Origin of the sequence: Wolbachia endosymbiont of Nasonia oneida (genome assembly GCF_009012935.1) — a bacterium.
GTDB lineage: Bacteria > Pseudomonadota > Alphaproteobacteria > Rickettsiales > Anaplasmataceae > Wolbachia > Wolbachia pipientis.
Genome location: NZ_QESS01000001.1, coordinates 81,679 through 98,591 on the forward strand (window position 1 = coordinate 81,679; position 16,913 = coordinate 98,591).

Annotated in this window: 15 protein-coding genes and 2 pseudogenes; 10 read left to right on the forward strand and 7 right to left on the reverse strand. The window is 35.9% G+C overall.

The annotated features are described in order from the left end of the window. Positions 1-159 precede the first annotated feature (159 nt). The 9 genes and pseudogenes from DEF52_RS00400 to DEF52_RS00435 all read left to right on the forward strand — a co-directional run. Positions 160-801 (forward strand): protocatechuate 3,4-dioxygenase, encoded by a 642-nt coding sequence (locus DEF52_RS00400; protein WP_010962336.1) that lies wholly within the window; start codon positions 160-162, stop codon positions 799-801. 96 nt (positions 802-897) lie between these two features. Continuing rightward, on the forward strand, positions 898-2,400 hold the full coding sequence (locus DEF52_RS00405; RefSeq protein WP_179951350.1) for a leucyl aminopeptidase: 1,503 nt from the start codon (positions 898-900) through the stop codon (positions 2,398-2,400). A gap of 694 nt (positions 2,401-3,094) precedes the next feature. Then, positions 3,095-4,282: an MFS transporter gene (locus DEF52_RS00410; RefSeq protein WP_151807555.1), complete on the forward strand. Its 1,188-nt coding sequence runs from the start codon at positions 3,095-3,097 to the stop codon at positions 4,280-4,282. 60 nt (positions 4,283-4,342) lie between these two features. After that, positions 4,343-4,648 (forward strand): integration host factor subunit alpha, encoded by a 306-nt coding sequence (locus DEF52_RS00415; RefSeq protein WP_151807556.1) that lies wholly within the window; start codon positions 4,343-4,345, stop codon positions 4,646-4,648. Next, a complete protein-coding gene (locus tag DEF52_RS00420; RefSeq protein WP_006279880.1) occupies positions 4,648-4,974 on the forward strand; it encodes a MerR family transcriptional regulator in 327 nt (108 codons plus the stop codon). Before DEF52_RS00415 ends, DEF52_RS00420 begins: the two co-directional genes overlap by 1 nt. Before the next feature lie 45 nt (positions 4,975-5,019). Then, positions 5,020-5,616 (forward strand): murein hydrolase activator EnvC family protein, encoded by a 597-nt coding sequence (locus tag DEF52_RS00425; RefSeq protein WP_006279879.1) that lies wholly within the window; start codon positions 5,020-5,022, stop codon positions 5,614-5,616. Between the two features lie 12 nt (positions 5,617-5,628). After that, positions 5,629-8,145 (forward strand): leucine--tRNA ligase, encoded by a 2,517-nt coding sequence (leuS, locus tag DEF52_RS00430; RefSeq protein WP_151807557.1) that lies wholly within the window; start codon positions 5,629-5,631, stop codon positions 8,143-8,145. Between the two features lie 128 nt (positions 8,146-8,273). Continuing rightward, positions 8,274-8,402: a hypothetical protein gene (locus tag DEF52_RS06700; RefSeq protein WP_272897543.1), complete on the forward strand. Its 129-nt coding sequence runs from the start codon at positions 8,274-8,276 to the stop codon at positions 8,400-8,402. 68 nt (positions 8,403-8,470) lie between these two features. Beyond that, positions 8,471-9,013 (forward strand): annotated as a pseudogene (locus DEF52_RS00435) (hypothetical protein); the annotation flags it as partial. A gap of 503 nt (positions 9,014-9,516) precedes the next feature. Here DEF52_RS00435 and DEF52_RS00440 read toward each other — a convergent pair. Continuing rightward, positions 9,517-10,376, reverse strand: a protein-coding gene (locus tag DEF52_RS00440; protein WP_151807558.1) for an IS630 family transposase whose coding sequence is annotated in 2 segments (ribosomal slippage) — positions 9,517-10,052 and positions 10,052-10,376 — 861 coding nt in all. Because the reading frame shifts where the segments join, the coding sequence is not laid out codon by codon here. A 62-nt stretch (positions 10,377-10,438) separates the two neighbouring features. On the opposite strand from DEF52_RS00440, the pseudogene DEF52_RS06950 reads away from it, so the two are divergent. Then, positions 10,439-11,172 (forward strand): annotated as a pseudogene (locus DEF52_RS06950) (IS3 family transposase); the annotation flags it as partial. Positions 11,173-11,531: 359 nt separating this feature from the next. Here DEF52_RS06950 and DEF52_RS00455 read toward each other — a convergent pair. The 6 genes from DEF52_RS00455 to DEF52_RS00480 form a co-directional block, all read right to left on the reverse strand. Next, positions 11,532-12,317: a hypothetical protein gene (locus DEF52_RS00455; RefSeq protein WP_151807560.1), complete on the reverse strand. Its 786-nt coding sequence runs from the start codon at positions 12,315-12,317 to the stop codon at positions 11,532-11,534. A 65-nt stretch (positions 12,318-12,382) separates the two neighbouring features. Beyond that, on the reverse strand, positions 12,383-12,772 hold the full coding sequence (locus DEF52_RS00460) for a phage tail tube protein (RefSeq protein ID WP_151807561.1): 390 nt from the start codon (positions 12,770-12,772) through the stop codon (positions 12,383-12,385). After that, positions 12,747-13,157 (reverse strand): tail completion protein gp17, encoded by a 411-nt coding sequence (gp17, locus tag DEF52_RS00465; RefSeq protein WP_151807562.1) that lies wholly within the window; start codon positions 13,155-13,157, stop codon positions 12,747-12,749. The genes DEF52_RS00460 and gp17 overlap by 26 nt, the downstream gene beginning before the upstream one ends. Before the next feature lie 106 nt (positions 13,158-13,263). Next, on the reverse strand, positions 13,264-13,812 hold the full coding sequence (locus tag DEF52_RS00470) for a head-tail connector protein (protein WP_151807563.1): 549 nt from the start codon (positions 13,810-13,812) through the stop codon (positions 13,264-13,266). A gap of 136 nt (positions 13,813-13,948) precedes the next feature. Beyond that, positions 13,949-14,260 (reverse strand): ECH_0659 family protein, encoded by a 312-nt coding sequence (locus DEF52_RS00475; protein WP_151807564.1) that lies wholly within the window; start codon positions 14,258-14,260, stop codon positions 13,949-13,951. 316 nt (positions 14,261-14,576) lie between these two features. Beyond that, the gene (locus tag DEF52_RS00480; RefSeq protein WP_151807565.1) at positions 14,577-16,628 is read right to left on the reverse strand and encodes an ankyrin repeat domain-containing protein; all 2,052 of its coding nucleotides are present in this window, start codon (positions 16,626-16,628) and stop codon (positions 14,577-14,579) included. Positions 16,629-16,913 lie beyond the last annotated feature (285 nt).

Sequence of the window (16,913 nt, forward strand, 5' to 3'; positions counted from 1 at the left end):
GAATTATTTATACTAAATCCACACCATCACACTCTGGGACCATACATACCTTCAGTTTCATGATAAGGGGGCTGGCGAAGGGTGTCAAGCAAGTTTTTTCGTTTCTATTTCCAATAAAAGTTTGTTATATGGTTATGCAAGAAGTCTATTATAAATGAAATGAATGTGAAAAATATCTTGTTAGCACTTTTAGTACAAATGATATTCAGTTTGCCGCTATTTGCAGCTGATCCTGTTTTGCTCAACTGCATTAAAACTCCGGAAATATATGACCTTGATGCAAGGCCAAAAAATTTTAGCTCTTCAAACAATTTAAGAAGGAAACCTGGTTCTCCAAATAGTGCAATAGGGGAATTAATACACATAGTGGGTAGAATTACTGATATAAACTGCTTACCAATACAAAATGCTGTAGTTTCTATATGGCACGCGAATTCACGCGGCGTGAACCATTACGATAAGAATATAGAGGATGATCTGAATTTTGCTGGATCAGGAAGGTTTGTAGTGAATAATCTTGGCTATTATAATTTTATTACGATAGCACCTGGTAAAATTGGTGATAGAGCTCCACATATCAACTTTCTAGTTCAACATCCGGATTTTCCAGAATTCACAACGCAAATGTTTTTTGCTGACCATAATTGCGATAATTGCGCTGATCCTGTTCTTGAAGATTTTGTTAGTAATGGGCTTGCAAGCCTTCTCATAACACCATTTACTTACAGTGATCAGGTCATAAAAACCTATACGTTTAACATTACCTTGGGCGGATATAATAAGTTCTCTAATAAAAGATAAAAAACCTTGCATGTAAGGGAGTCCATAGTAAACTTAAGTGTTATTGTACTTAGGATGTATATGAAAAATATCTTACTGATGTTTTTGCTATGTTTTATGTACAGTTTACAATTATTTGCAACGGAGATACCAGCAATGAAAATAACAATTTCTAAAATTTCGCCCGATTTTAAAACAATAGTAATGGGTTTATTTGAAGACAACGAAACCGTAAATGATGGCGGAGTTTTGCAAGGAAAACAGGTCATAGATAATATAAAGCAATTTAGCGATTTCAATGGAAGTTTTGGTGAATTTTTCTCTACTGCTTTGCCAGAAGAAAAAAATGTTATAGTTGTTGGACTGGGTAAGAAGGATGAATGGAATGAAAATAAAGAATTAAATATTGGTGGTAAAATATATTGTGAGCTAAGCAGATTAAAAATTAAAAAAGCAGCGGTTTTAATCGAAGGTAGTGCAGCAAATGTTGCATATGGTGCGTTTCTGCGTAGTTTTAAGTTTGATAAGTATAAAACTAAAAAGGATGAGAAAATTACAGAGGTAGAGGAGATTACCGTATTAGTAAAAGATGAACAATTAAGTAATGCTGAAAGATCATTTGAGCACTTAAGGCAAGAAGGTGAGAGTATATTCCTTGCGCGCTCTTTTATAACAGAGCCTCCTAACATTCTATATCCAGAATCCTATGCTAATCATATAAAAAAAGAACTTACTAAGCTTGGCCTTGAAATCGAGGTGCTTGATAAAAAGCAGATGGAAGAGAAAAAAATGGGAGCCTTGCTTGGAGTTGCACAAGGAAGTAGTAAAGAACCAAAATTAGTAGTGATAAAATGGAATGGAGCTTCTAAAGAACAAAAGCCTATAGCTTTTGTTGGTAAAGGTATAACGTTTGACACTGGTGGAGTATCACTCAAACCTTCACGTGGTATGGAGTCGATGAAATATGACATGGCAGGCTCTGCTACTGTGGTTGGGGTGATGCATGCTTTAGCAGGACGAAAAGCAAAAGTAAATGCAATTGGCGTGGTCGCACTTGCAGAAAATGCAGTGGGTGGTAATGCTCAAAGACCAAGTGATGTAGTAACTTCAATGTCTGGACAAACAATAGAAGTGTTGAACACCGATGCAGAAGGAAGGCTCATACTTGCAGATGCTTTATGGTATACGCAAGATAGATTCTCACCAAAATTTATGATTGATCTTGCAACTTTAACTGGTGCTATAGTGGTTGCACTTGGAAATAACGAATATGCTGGTCTTTTTTCAAATAATGATGAATTAGCAAACCGTCTGATTGATGCAGGAAATGAAGTAAATGAGAAGTTATGGCGTTTTCCTATGAATGAAACTTATGACAAAATTATTGATTCACCGATTGCTGATGTTCAAAACATCGCTCCTGCAGGCTCTGGTGGAGATAGCATAATGGCTGCACAGTTTTTACAGCGTTTTGTGAATGAAACTTGCTGGGCACATTTAGATATCGCAGGCACTGCTTGGCACGAGAAAGATACTGACATTTGTCCAAGAGGAGCAGTAGGTTTTGGTGTAAGGTTACTTAATAAGTTGGTTGAGAAGTACTACGAAGCCAATGATTAAAGGTCTTTATACTGGATTTATGGCTTAGCTACATGAACGTTTATTTTCGAGGCGCAGCAAATGAAAGTAGCTGATACATATTTCTTTTTTTCTGGATTCCAGTGTCAGCTACTTTCATGACACCCTGACAACCGTCATCCCGCTACTTGTTAGCGGCTGAGATACCGCGAATGAATCGCGGTATGACGGTTCGTGGCGGCGTGACGATAAGCTCGTCATCCCGCTGCTTGTTAGCGGGATCTAGAGATACCGCGGCGGTATGACGTAGGACTGCTGTCATCCCAGTGCTCCTTTTTTTGTCATCCAAGTAGCCTCCTATGGTGTCATCCCAGTGCCCAGACACTGGGATCCAGTTGAGCTATTTCAACAAAAATACTGCATTTTGAGATGAACGTTTATTTTCACCAGATTATTTACAAGTATAACAATTAAAGTCTGGATTCCAGTGTCAAGCACTGGAATGACACCGTCTTGGATGGAAACCAGTGTTGGCTACTCGGATGACATCATAGGGGCGCTGGGATGACACCCTGACAATCGTCATCCCGCTGCTTGTTAGCGGCTAAGAGATACCGCGGCGGCATGACGTAGGGAAACCGTTTTTTGGGTTAGCTATAACAGTAGTCAGGAAACAATAGCTTAAAAAGAGACTTAGTGTTAAATTTCTAATAGATTACTTATAAAAATAAATCTTATGGAAAGCAGAGCTAAGGCTTGGTTCATTTGGCTGATTAGTAACTTGGTTGTTATATTCAGCAACATGCAGATAATTTATACCTTTATAAGTGTAAATCTCGAAAAGGAACTTGGACTTAAAATCGCGCAAGTTGCACTGGCTAATTCAGCATATACTTGGACTTTCGCCATCTTACAATTTTTTAGTGGAGCAACGTTTAATGTTTTTTCCAGTAAAAAAATTTATTTTTTCTCGTTATCAACTATGATCTTGGGGTTTTTTGTCCTTATTAATAGTGACAATTTCTCCCATTTGATTTTGTCTCAAGTGTTGATTGCAACTGGAGCATCATTTGGTTTTATTGGTGCTGCTCACACAAGTAGCATATGTTTTTCCGCTGCCCAATTTGGACTAATGTTTTCACTAGTGCAGACAATTTCAAGCCTTTCTGCTTTGGTAATTCAAATACTGTTCTCTAACTTGCTTGCCGAAGATGCATATTGGAAAAATCTGATTGTATGCATAATACTATTTGGTGTGTTGATATTTGTACTTACGCTTTTTTGTCCAAACACACTTCCAGAAAGCAGCTCAGAAAAGCGCACAATAAAAAGCTCTATGAAGACAGTAATGTGCTCTATATTAACAGTGCTAAAATTAAGAGATATCTGGATAACTTCAGTGGTGGGTGCTATTACTTTTGGAACATTTTTAGCACTTAATACCTTGTGGGCTCTAAGGTTACTGGGCAACTCAGAACTCAATGCAATGGAGTCAGGTATAGCAACTGCAATACTATGGCTTGGTCTTGCAGTTGGTGCTCCAATTGCAGATCGAATCTCAAACTTATTTAAAAATAGGAAACATGTAATTTCTGCTTTTGCTTTATTGCAAGGCGTCTCAATTATTATTTTACTATACAGCCATTTAACAGTCCACGTTGTGTACTTTTGTATGTTAATGTTCGGGTTTTTTGCGGGAGGACATATGCTTAATTTTACTGTCGGCAGCGAGATTGTGAAACGAAAATACATCAGCACATCATCATCCATTATCAATGGATTTATGTTTATTGGCAGTGGAGTTATAGTGTCAATGTTAGCACTTTTTACAGATCATAAAATGGCACTTTTTGCAATATTTGCGATATTGATAGTTGCCGGTATTTTAAATTATGCAACAAAAGAGACATACTCTAAAAAATAAAGTAGCTGAATCTCGAGTCGATTGCTATATTATATTTACGTATTGTAATATTTATCAATAATGGATCACGTTACAACAAAAGACACAACAGTAACTAAGGCAACGATAGCTGGAGATATAAACCAAGAAATAGGATTATCAAAGGAAGACTCTGTTTCGATAATAGATGATATATTGGACGAAATAAAGACAAGCTTGGTAAAGGATGGAATAGTAAAAATATCGTCATTTGGAACATTCTTGGTTAAGAAAAAGAAGGAAAGACCAGGAAATATACCAAATACATCGGAGAAAGTGATGATTCAGGCAAGAAATTTAGTTTCTTTTAGGCCTTCAAAAATTATAAAAAAATCAATCAATAATTAATGAACAAGGAAAAATTATTTTATACGATTGGGGAAGTAGCTGAAGAGCTACATTTGGAACAGCATGTTTTGAGATTTTGGGAAGGTCAATTTCATCAAATTAAGCCTACAAAGCGTAAAGGAAGAAGGCTATATGATCGCAAGTGTATAGAGGCCATAAAGAAAGTAAAATACATGCTATATGATAAAGGATATACAATAAAAGGAGTGCAAAAAGAATTTGGTAATGATATAAAAGTCACAAAGAATTTGTTGCAAGAACTCACCGATTTGAGGGACTATTTAACTAGTAAAATAAATAACGAGGAAAGTAACAAGCAGGCGTGAAACACTACGTCTCGCTAAAATTTTGGAGTTTTGTGAGAGTTTAAAATGTGGCATATAGCCTCATTTCTTATGTTATTAGCAATATTAATAGGCTGTGGCCTGCAAAAACCTGCACCTGTGCTGCTTAAAGGCGAAGAATTTTACGGAAAAAGAGATCTGGAATATACAAGAGAGTACCATTTAATTAGGGAGCCTTCAGTGCAAAAAGAAAGTAGAAAAGCCATCATAAATAGGATATACAAAGATAACAATAATACACAAAATGTGGGGGTAAATTGTAAATTTGTAATGCCAGTTAAAGGTTCAGCTACCTCTTCTGATGAAATGTGTAAGGATGGCATAAAAATTGCTGCTCAAAATGGAACGAACGTAGTTTCCTCTGCACCAGGCAAAGTGATATATGTAGGCAAAGGGCTGAGATGGTATGGGAATTTAATTATAGTGGAACACAAAGATAATTACATGACTGTGTACTCCTATTTAAAAAACATACATGTTGAAATTGGCGATAAAGTAAAGCAAGGTCAAGTAATTGGATCTGCAGGTAAATCAAGCACACAAGATAAAGATCCACAGATGTGTTTCACAATACGACATAATGGCCAAGCGGTTGATCCTTTGATGCATATGAACTGTAATTGAATTTGGATTTATATGAAATATGATTTTAAAAGTGTTGAAAAATTTTATCAAGATAAATGGGATTTTTCTGTAAGCAAGAGTGGTAAACAAGAAAAGTGTTACGTGTTGGAAATGTTTCCATATCCATCTGGTAAAATTCATATGGGACACTTACGTAACTATGCAATAGGGGATGTGATAGCGCGTTACAAGAGAGCTAATGGATTTGAGGTTTTGCATCCAATTGGCTGGGATGCGTTTGGATTACCAGCTGAGAATGCAGCAAGGGATAACAATATTAGCCCCGAAACATGGACAAAAGAGAATATAGATAATATGCGTACACAGTTGAAATCTATAGGTCTTTCTTATAATTGGGAGCGTGAACTCTCCACATGTGAGCCTGATTATTACAAACACGAACAAAAATTTTTCCTGGATTTTTTAAAGCATGGGCTTGCCTATCGAAAAGAATCATGGGTTAACTGGGATCCAGTGGACCAAACAGTGCTTGCAAATGAACAGGTGGTTGATGGAAAAGGATGGCGATCAGGTGCAGTTGTTGAAAAACGTAAGTTGTCCCAATGGTTTTTAAAGATTACTGATTTCGCTGAAGATTTACTCAAGTGCCTGCAAAGTTTGAAAAATTGGCCAGAAAAAGTCAAAACAATGCAGGAGCGTTGGATAGGAAAATCTGAAGGAGCAACTATAGAGTTTGAAGTAGTTGGCCTGAATAAGAAATTAAAAGTTTTTACAACTTATCCTCATACTTTGTTTGGGGCTTCTTTTTGTGCAGTGGCAGCAGAGCACCCTATTGTGCAGGATTTAAAGAATGGTTCTTCTGTTGTCATCCCAGTGCTTGACACTGGGATCCAGGAAATAAAATCGAAAAGAGAGAACGATGAAAAAATAGGAGTTTACACCGGATTAAACGTCAAACATCCATTTCTTGATAAGGAATTGCCGCTTTACATAGCGAATTTTGTGTTGATGGAATATGGGGAAGGCGCGATTTTTGGTTGCCCTGCACATGATCAGCGTGACTTTGAATTTGCACAGAAATATAATTTGCCGATAATTCCCGTTATTTCTTCAGCCCACTTAGGTGTCATTCCAGCGCGTGACCAGAATTCTTACAATGGATCCCAGTGTCAAGCTACTCAGATGACAAAGGAGGCGTATACTGGAGACGGGACAATGTTTAACTCCGAATTCTTAAACGGATTAATGGTTAGTGAAGCAAAGGAAGCCATAGTTAAAAAATTTGAAGAAAAAAAAATAGGCAAAAAAACAATAAACTATCGTTTGTACGATTGGGGAGTTTCAAGGCAGCGTTATTGGGGATGCCCTATACCTATCATATATTGCAAAGATTGCGGAACTGTTCCAGTGCCAGAAAAAGACCTTCCTGTAGTTCTACCAATAGATGTAGAATTTACAAGTGGTGGCAATCCGCTGGATAAGCACCCAACTTGGAAATTTGTTGATTGTCCAAAGTGCGGAAAGCAAGCAGAGCGTGAAACTGATACATTCGACACCTTTTTTGAATCTTCCTGGTATTTTGCTGCATTCTGTAGTGAAGATAAATCAATAGACAAAGATGCATGTAATCGTTTTATGCCTGTTGATTATTATATAGGTGGGATAGAACATGCAATTCTGCATTTGCTTTATTCAAGATTTTTCTGCCGTGCTTTAACCAAATGTGGCTATTTTGATATTAAAGAGCCTTTCTCTACTTTAATCACTCAAGGAATGGTCTGCCATGCAACTTATAAAGACGAAAATGGTAAGTGGCTATTTCCCGCAGAAGCAAAAGAATTAATAGCGCGAGGTGCAAAAGTTCAAGTGGGCAAAGTTGAAAAAATGAGCAAATCGAAAAAGAATACAGTTGACCCAAACTTTATCATAGAAAAGTATGGTGCTGATACTGCTCGCTTGTTTGTGTTGTCCGACACTCCTCCGGAGAAAGATATGGAATGGTCCGATGATGGCGTGGAAGGTTGTTCTCGTTATGTAAATAAATTGTGGCGTATGGTCATGCAGCTAAGACCTGTAAATATACACTATGATAATGAAAATGTTACGGGTGGACTTCTAGAGTACAGAAAAAAAATTCATAAACTCTTACACGGACTTACAGATGACTTGGAAAACTGCAGATTAAACTGTGTAGTGGCAAAATTTCGTGAGATGACGAATTTAATAGCTGAAATAGACGTAAAAACTGGAAAATCTCTTATTGATGAAGGTATATGTATATTAATCAGAGTAATCGAACCATTCATACCACATCTAGCTGAAAGCCTATGGCAAGAAATAGGAGGTCAACCTTGGCCAAGAGCTGATGAATCATTATTAGTTGACGATACGGTAACTATAGCAGTGCAAATCAATGGAAAATTACGTACAACAATCAAGGTGGCAATTAACTTACCTCAAGAAGAATTGAAGAAAATAGCGATAGACTCTGTGTCCAGTAAGATCGATCAAAGCAAAGTTCGCACTGTATATGCTGTACCAAATAAGATAGTAAATATAGTTATATAAAAGACCTGAGTAGTACGTTTTATATAATCTGATTTTATGGCTATACTTTTTTTGACATGTAGTTATATCTTTTTTAATATAAAGGATATATACTTATGCATTATATATTTTTTTGTATGAGGAGTTATATGAAAATAAAGAGATTGTGCGTTTTGGCTGTGTTGCTTACTTCATCTCTAGCAGGTGCAGCTAGTAATAGTGCAAGTAAGTCAGAAGATAAGTATAGCTCTTTTTACAATAATCCGAACAGACCGTAATATGCTACTGGCCTGCTATAGCCATAAACACATATCTTATCGCATTCGGACTATTATAAGAAAGGCTATACTATGCAGGTTTAAACTTTGGTGCTGGTTGGGGTGGTGGCTTTAAAATGAAACCTGGTGTTGTTCTTGGTTACCATTATGACCAAAACTCTAAATTTGAACTTGAGGTTCTCAGTAATATTAAGTCATTAAAGAGCATAGGAGCTAGCTTATTGGCAAACTACCGCTTCTATCCTGACCTTGATATTGATCCCGTTAAACTATATGTCAGCGGAGGTTTAGGAGGATATCTCCAAATAACACCTTTTGGCTTTGGTGTTAGTGATACAGTTGATGGTGATGGCGATAGTTCACAAGAAGAAAAAGAAAAGGAAGAAGAAACACAAGGTGCTCCAGAATCAGGTGGTGAAGCTGCTGGTTCATCTGTAGTAGATAAAATACTGAGTTCTATTTCCTATAAACTAAAGTTAGGTGTTGATTATGAAATTACTCCGCAGATAATTGGTGCAGTTGGTATGACCATGGGTGGGCAACTAAGTGGTATAAAAGCAAAACAAATACCAGATGTAACTCTAGAGATAGGGGTACGTTATAATTTTTAATGCTGCTACTTAGTTCATAAAGGTAGAGACGATGTTGAGGATGAAATAAACAGCATTAAAAAAAATCCGAAAACGTATTTTCGAATATGGTTTTGAACGCTAGCTATAGATTAGAAAAATAACAAGAAAAAGGGTAAACATACTGTAATTGCTGTTGAATGATGGAGTCCATTATTTTAGCACGAAGTAACGAATTCAGTAGAATAAGTTCTTCAAAAATAATTTAAACTTTTATTAGTAGGAGCAGTCTCATGGAATATTATAGCGATCTCACTAAAAGAAACTTTTATAAGTATCGTTGATGAGAAAGGAAAAATTGTTAAGGAAGAAGTTGTTGCAAGAGAAAGTAAGGCAATAGCTGAATTTTTTCTTGGTCAAGGCAAAAATGACCTTACCCAGAAAAAGTGGAGAGAAAGTTTGGAATGTTTTTTACAAAAAGAATGATGCATCAAATTGTTCTGGAATGCAATAGTTATAGCATTTCTCATAATAGTCCGAACAGGTCATAGGAAGGCAGAATCAACAGCACGACGAAAGGATTCGAATAGAGGAATGTTTTTCCTGGCTCTGTTTTTTATAGCAAACCAATGATGCTCAATTTTGTTGAAATCTGGAGAATAAGGCGGCAGATACAAAATTTCTGCACCAACCCCTTTAGCAAGCTCGATAATCTTATCAGACTTATGAAAAGTAGCATTGTCAAGAATGACAGTCTGTCCAGGTTCCAAGATCGGTGTCAAAAATTGCTCAAACCATCCATTAAAAACATCCATATTACAGTGGCCTTCAAAGGTTAACGGAACAACTATCTTTCTTTCACTTAAGGCTGCAACCATACTGATTCGTTGAGTTTTCTTTCCAGATTTTAAGGCATAAAACCGCTGTCCTTTCTGGCAATATCCGTAGGGGTAGTCTTCGGTGTTATCAATGCCAGACTCATCTATATACACTAAGTTTTTAGGTTCTTTTATCGCTATAATTTTCAAAAATTCAGCACGTTTTTCTTCGTTTCTTTCCTTGTATCCATATGTCTTTTTTTGCGCGTAAATCCAATTTTTTTAAGGGCTCGATAGATCGTTTGGATACTAACGTTGTTCCAAAGTTTAGCCATTTCCGATAGAGTCTTTCCTCCGTGTTCTCTGGCAAATTTGGCAAAGGTATCCCAGTCGGTAATTTTGTGATTGTAACCCCCATTTCCAAGTTTTTTTGATTGAAAGTCTCCTGTTTCTTTTCTTCTTTGCTGCCACTCCCATAAAGTAGTTCGTCCAATCTTAAATCTTGCTGCCACTGTTTCTCTGCTTTCTCCTTCGTCTAGCGCTTCCATTGCTTTTTTTCTTAAATCATAACTATATGCTGCTGGCATTCAACCTCCTTATCATCATCTACCCTTATCCTATCACATCCGGACTTTTATGGAAAGAGCTATATAAGTGGACCACAAGAAAAATAAGCAGTAGAGAATCAGCAAATAAAGAGTTATTAGCAGATATTCAAAAAATATATCAAGCTTCTAAATGTAGATATGGAGCTCCTAAAATTCATGCTGAATTAAAGGCTTTGGGTAAAAGTTGCAACTTAAAAACAGTGCAAAGTATTATGCAGAAAAATGGTATTCAGGCTATATTGAGAAGAAAATTTAAAATTAAGAAACAACAAACGGACAGTAGCTCCCAATATATTAGACCAAAACTTTATTGTCGATCAACCAAATAAAGTATGGGATTACTTATATAAAAACCAAAGAAGGATGGCTATATTTGGCAACAATAATCGATCTATATTCACGCATGGTAGTTAATGAGCAGTTCAATAAATAAACAATTGGTTATGGACTCTTTATTAATGGCCATTAATAGGCGTAAACCTGTTAAAAATCTACTGCTGCACAGTGACCAAGGTTCACAATATACTGCGCAAGGGTATCAATATCTCTTAGCTGTAAAGAATATAGATGAGTAATAAAGGCTGTTGTTACGACAATTCTGTTGCAGAAAGCTTCTTTAGCTCATTGAAAAGAGAAATACTTATTGATACTTCACAACACTCTGCTCAACAAACTAGAACTGCAATATTTGAATACATAGAAATTTTTTATAACAAACAACGTCACTATTAACTATTGCATTCCAGAACAATTTGATGCATCATTCTTTTTGTAAAAAACATTCCAAACTTTCTCTCCACTTTTTCTGGGTAAGGTCAGTTGGATTTTCACCAACTGTATTCTAAACGCTTACTTGGCGCACCCATAACAAAATGCCTGAAAAACGTTAATAATTATATACTATTATTAATAATTATTCAACCATATTTTAAGCTTACAATTTTGAGCTTAACTGACGCTTATGGATAGGGGCAACTCTATCACCCTGTGTTATGTTTATTTTCTAACGGACGCTGATTTTTGTATCGTAATTTCTTGCTATAAATTGGTTATATAAGAGCTGGCTTCTAAAATTTTATAACCCTAATTTGAATTAACAGACAGTAGAATCGAAAGATTATTACAAGGAGAAATCTACACAGATCGACCCTTTTGTGAATCTGCGTTTCTGCTTTCTTCAACTTGTTTTGCAAAAGATGTTTCCGGTTTCTGAAGTGGCTTAGCAATTTCACGCACAACGGCAATAACTGCTGTTAAAAACGTTTTTAACAATGCACCTAAAGCTCCACCAACTGCTTCCCTGCCATGTATATGAGCTTGCTTTTCGTTACCGTCAGCAGTTTCCCCTGCCCTCCTTCTTGGATCCATCCTATGAGCAATCACCGAAAACAACACTCCCCTGATTGAAGACTTCACTTTTTCCTTTGCTTCGTGGACATCCCCATCTTTTGCTGTTTCATGTCCATGACTTAAGTGTTTAGCGTTCATTAGCTCCTTTTGTTGCTGGGCAAACATGCTACTTAATACTTCTTCTATCACTTGCTTTCTTCTCTTTTCTCTAACTCTTTTCATAGATTCTGATTTATCGCGAGTGTGTTTGGTAGTTTCAAATTCTGCATCAATATCTTCGGACGCAGCCTGACTATATAAAGTCTCTATGAGCCTGTCTATGCTTCGCTTTATTTGCATAGTCCTTTCGTAACTATCCGAATTATCAATTCCTTCGTCGATCTGATTTAGAATATCCTCAAAAACTTTCAAATAGTCTTGAATATACTGTATTATGTATTGCTTATCTTCCTCTTTATGTTGTTCTTCTTGATTTTGCTGATTTTCATTTTCTAAACTTTTCTCTCTTTTATCATCGTTATTTTCTTCAATATCATCACCGTCTTCCTCGAAAAGGTCTTTGTCGTTCATGATTTTTTTTAATTTAGTTAAAATTCTCACCAGTTACTATTGTATATGAAAAAATTAAATTAACATTAATGAAAAGCGTTTACAACTTCAGCACTAGTTAAAACTACAGTAAAGCTGTCAAAAGTAACAGGATCATAATACCTCTCATACAATTCAACTGAACACCTAAGCCTTATCTTTTCCTTAGCATTAAAACTAATTTCATAATCATTATTAGAGTTTAGCATAGCAGAATTACGTAATAATTCATCAGCTAATACAGAGTCTAAAATTCCATTAATTTTTATCGTAATATGTCTGCTTCCAGCAGAATCCAATACTTTCCTCCAGCCAAAAGAAGAAATATCTCTCACCTCTTCTCTGTTATTACGCAAAGTAAACCTTAGGTTTCGTATATTATTTAACACAATAAAATTATTGTCATGATCTTTAATTTTTAGCTGTAATTTGCTCATTATCACCTCCTTTTATTAAAATATCAAAATTAATTGTTGAATGTAAAATTTCATCGTGCTGATCCATAGCACAATTACTTTCTAAAATGGCCTCATTATTAAAACCTTCAATGCTCTTAAGTATCAAGTTAATATGCCTTATAATGGCAAACATACTGTCTATATGATAAGTATATATGTCGCATGAAAATCTTGCCTTTGTAGCAAAATTGGACAGCATATGCAGGTTGCTATAATTCACTGCACGCAATCTCAAGTAAGGAATGGTGACCTGTTTAGGTAAGTAGTCATAAATGTTAGTAACATATTTTCTTAAATCAGAATTTGCTTTTAGTGCTTCATAAATGCTATTGTACAACTCGTTTATAGCTTGAATTTTTTTCATGATTAACCCTCAAAAGATATATAGAAACTCGTCATCCCGCTGCTTGTTAGCGGGATCTATCCGTAACGGTATGACGTAGTAGCCCAGTTTGGATGACAAGAAAGAGCTACAACACAACCTTTGGTTCGCGAAACGGAGAATATACCTTCTTCACTTCAGACAAATGGCTACTTACCTCCGATTCACGATTTTTGTAAAGAGCAGAAACATGCCGCATAATACCTAGTTTTATCTGCTCAGGAACATTGTCATAACCAGCTTCGTATACAACATCAACTCTTATTGCATTCAAACAATTGAAAAACTCAACGTAGCCCCCTACATCACTAAAATAATACTTAAGTGTTCTCTTCTCTTGATTTTTAGACATCATTGCAGTAGCCAATACTATCTTACTCACAGGGCCATAGCTTAAATAGATCCTACGAGGTACATAATCTTCATATGAAACTTGCCATGTTTGCTTTACTAGTGACTTTTCCATATGCCACTCAGCATAATCAGTAGCCATAAAAATTAGATCTGAAATCAACTTATCATCCTGGTCGTTCTCAATGCGTAAAAAAGATTTAACCTCTTCTAAAGTAACCGGAAAAGATTTAAGCTTAGATTTACGTTGCACAGATATTCTTGGTGAAGTAGATCTTATTGACATAATAACCCTCCTTTTTGATATAGCTAGAATAAGTAAGGTTTACCTCGTGACAGCGTGGGGCAAATCTTACTTACTTTAGCTATACAGCTTGCATTCAACATTAAGTTAGATTGGCGCAGCAACAACTCTGAGTGCTTTATCGTATGAATATATTAAGAAGAGAACGTATTAAAGCTGTTTCTCCTTTTTTGTTGATAAAATTTGAACTTATAGCATATTCAACTAGGCTAGATTTTAGTAGATTGACATTTTGAGAATGAATATTATTGAAGGTGGAGTTTAACTCTTTAGCAAGCAGACTGCGAAATTTTTGCACACTGTCATATGCGATATTTTCAAGTTCATGTGCAAATTTATCTTGAGCTATAGTTGTTATATCTTCAATTTCCTTATTAAACTCCTCCAGCTTTTTTCCATTACTCTTAGAGTTTTTCGTAAAAGTTTTCATATTAATTAAACTCAACTACTTTTATGATTATAACTGTAATAAAAAAACTACCAAAGTAAAAAATTCACACTACTGTGTAACTTGCAAATACTTTTTACTATAGCTAAAGTGGCTTAGGTTTACCTACAATTTGAAAAACAACAAATTCGTCATCCCGCTGCTTGTTAGCGGGATCTATGCTAAGAGATACCGTGACGGTATGACGGTTCGCGGCGGTATGACGTAGGACTGCTGGGAAACCTTTATTGGGTTAGTTATAGATTCCAGTGTCAGCTACTTGCATCTGCAAATTGCAATGTTCGTACAACTGTGGGTGCTAAGTTTTACAAACACCATGTTGCGCTGAACCTTGAATATCCACTTCTTTCAATTCAGTGGTAGGTTTCGTTGATATTGCATATGTAACGCCGCTAGCTATCAATGCAGATGTTACAAAAACTACAATTATTGGTAGAACAGACAAGTCGAAAGCAATACTGAGAGTAGCACCTACTGTTAACATAGTTACAAGATTCACAGAAGCAACTTTTAAGAAACTCATTTGTCTTTTTCCTGCTTTTTCTAGCGACACTTCATTTGTTTTAGTTTTTGTTTTGCCTAGTTCACCCTTAAGTGTTGTGTTTTCACTTTCTAGATCTTGTATTTCTTGTCTTAGTGATTCATTCTCTTTATTGAATTCTTTCAACTTAGTCCCATATCCAGCTATACAACTTTTTGATTCTTCTAGTTCTTTTTGCGCTTTTTCTAACAACACTTCTGTTTTAGAATGCTGACTTTCTGTTTTGTCTAATTTATCCTTAAGCGTTGCTTTTTCACTTTCTAGATCTTGTATTTTTTGTTTTAGCAATTCATTCTTTTTCTGCTCATCCTTTAGCTGAGTACGTAATTCTTTTAACTTAGCTTTACGTTTTTCAACCTTTTCTGCTTTTTCTGGAGTTTCCGTTGCGTTGTGTGTTTTGGAATGAGAAAAGGTACTAGGTACAACCTCAGATAGCTGACCACACATACTATTTAGTCTATCTATTAGGCCTTCATCCTTTATCAATGAGCGATGTGCTCCATGTTTTATCAAAAGTTTTGCTAATTCTTTATTGTCATTTGTAACAGCAAAGTATAAAGGGATATGTTCATCTTGATCTTGTGCATTAACATTTGCTCCATTATCTATTAGATACTTTGCAATCTCTACATAACCATGCACAGCAGCATAATGTAAAGGGGTATGTTTATCTCTATTTCGTGCATCAACATCTGCTCTATGTTTTATCAAAAGTTTTGCTAATTCTTTATTGTTATCTGCAACAGCCCAATGTAAAGGGGTCATGCCATCTTTATCTTGTGCATTAATGTCTTCTCCATTTTCTAATATAGATTGGCCTAAAGCTTCAGATTCATCTGCATCAAAATATATTCCACTATCGCCACTATTACTTTTATTTAAAAAGGTCTGTTCACCATTATATGTAGCACCGTATTGTTCCGAATGTTGATTATGACCGGTTTGTTCTATGCGCTTCTGATTATTGGCAAGTCTTTGTTCTACCTCTTGCAACTTTTGCTCCACAGCATTTCTTTCTCTTAGAGCCTGTTCTCTTTCTAATGTATCATCTACTTTGTCTGTATTGTTTTCATTAATGATTGAGTTTGAAGAAGTCTGTTCATCCTCATCTTGTACATAGATTTTTCTGTTGTTTGGTGTAGTTCCGTTGTTCTCTTCCTGATCTCTTGCATTACATGCTTGCACTGCAGCAGTTGCGTTATTTCCGTTCACAGCTAAATTTCCTGGAGTTTTATTATTAGGCTGCGGTAAAGTGCCTTGTCTATAAGGTTGTCTTCTCGTAGCTCTTGTCTCAGCATAACGTTGTTCTCCTTCCTCTAACATTTTTATTATAGCCTTTTTACCTTTTACATCACCGACAATATCCCTTGGAGTTCGGCCTTGACTATCTTTTAGTAAAGGATTTGCGTCATTATTCAATAAAAGCTGAACTATCTCTTGATGACCATGCAAAGCAGCAATGTGCAAAGCAGTTAGCTTAGACTTAGCTTCATCAAGTTCATATATTGGTTCATTAACTTTTACTCCCTTTGCTAGTAGGAGTTTTACTATTGGTACACTGTTACATTCCACAGCAAGATGTAACAACATACAATTTACAGTTTTGCCTGAATTTAATATACTGAAGATCTTATCTTTTAACCGCCCACTTTTTTTTAAATCACTATACATATTATGTGTTGTATGCTCTTGTGAGTTTATCTTTTCTAACTCATTTCCTATTCTTTCAAGTAAATTATTCTCATTTAAACCTTCACTCTTGCTTACCTCATTTATTATTTCAAAAAACTTTTCCTTTTTTATTGCCATAACCTTTCCTCTCAATTTATTTATTATTGCTGAACAGTCTCACAAAAAAGTTAAGTTTGTCGAAATTCCATGTTTGATCTAAAAATTAGTCATAAACATTTTCTATGCAAGTAGCTGACACTGGTTCATTCTATAATGGTGTCACAGCAGTCCTACATCATGCCACCGCGAACCGTCATATCGCGATTCATTCGCGGTATCTCATCCGCTAACAAGTAGCAGAATGACAGCAGTCCTACGTCATACCGCCGCGGCGCTAACAAGAGATCCCGCTAACAAGCAGCG

Excerpts from the sequence above, each read along its gene's own strand:
- DEF52_RS00400 (WP_010962336.1), top strand. The coding sequence starts at position 160 with ATGAATGTGAAAAATATCTTGTTAGCACTTTTAGTACAAATGATATTC.
- DEF52_RS00405 (WP_179951350.1), top strand. The coding sequence starts at position 898 with ATGTACAGTTTACAATTATTTGCAACGGAGATACCAGCAATGAAAATA.
- DEF52_RS00410 (WP_151807555.1), top strand. The coding sequence starts at position 3,095 with ATGGAAAGCAGAGCTAAGGCTTGGTTCATTTGGCTGATTAGTAACTTG.
- DEF52_RS00415 (WP_151807556.1), top strand. The coding sequence starts at position 4,343 with ATGGATCACGTTACAACAAAAGACACAACAGTAACTAAGGCAACGATA.
- DEF52_RS00420 (WP_006279880.1), top strand. The coding sequence starts at position 4,648 with ATGAACAAGGAAAAATTATTTTATACGATTGGGGAAGTAGCTGAAGAG.
- DEF52_RS00425 (WP_006279879.1), top strand. The coding sequence starts at position 5,020 with ATGTGGCATATAGCCTCATTTCTTATGTTATTAGCAATATTAATAGGC.
- leuS (WP_151807557.1), top strand. The coding sequence starts at position 5,629 with ATGAAATATGATTTTAAAAGTGTTGAAAAATTTTATCAAGATAAATGG.
- DEF52_RS06700 (WP_272897543.1), top strand. The coding sequence starts at position 8,274 with ATGAAAATAAAGAGATTGTGCGTTTTGGCTGTGTTGCTTACTTCATCT.
- DEF52_RS00455 (WP_151807560.1), bottom strand. The coding sequence starts at position 12,317 with ATGAACGACAAAGACCTTTTCGAGGAAGACGGTGATGATATTGAAGAA.
- DEF52_RS00460 (WP_151807561.1), bottom strand. The coding sequence starts at position 12,772 with ATGAGCAAATTACAGCTAAAAATTAAAGATCATGACAATAATTTTATT.
- gp17 (WP_151807562.1), bottom strand. The coding sequence starts at position 13,157 with ATGAAAAAAATTCAAGCTATAAACGAGTTGTACAATAGCATTTATGAA.
- DEF52_RS00470 (WP_151807563.1), bottom strand. The coding sequence starts at position 13,812 with ATGTCAATAAGATCTACTTCACCAAGAATATCTGTGCAACGTAAATCT.
- DEF52_RS00475 (WP_151807564.1), bottom strand. The coding sequence starts at position 14,260 with ATGAAAACTTTTACGAAAAACTCTAAGAGTAATGGAAAAAAGCTGGAG.
- DEF52_RS00480 (WP_151807565.1), bottom strand. The coding sequence starts at position 16,628 with ATGGCAATAAAAAAGGAAAAGTTTTTTGAAATAATAAATGAGGTAAGC.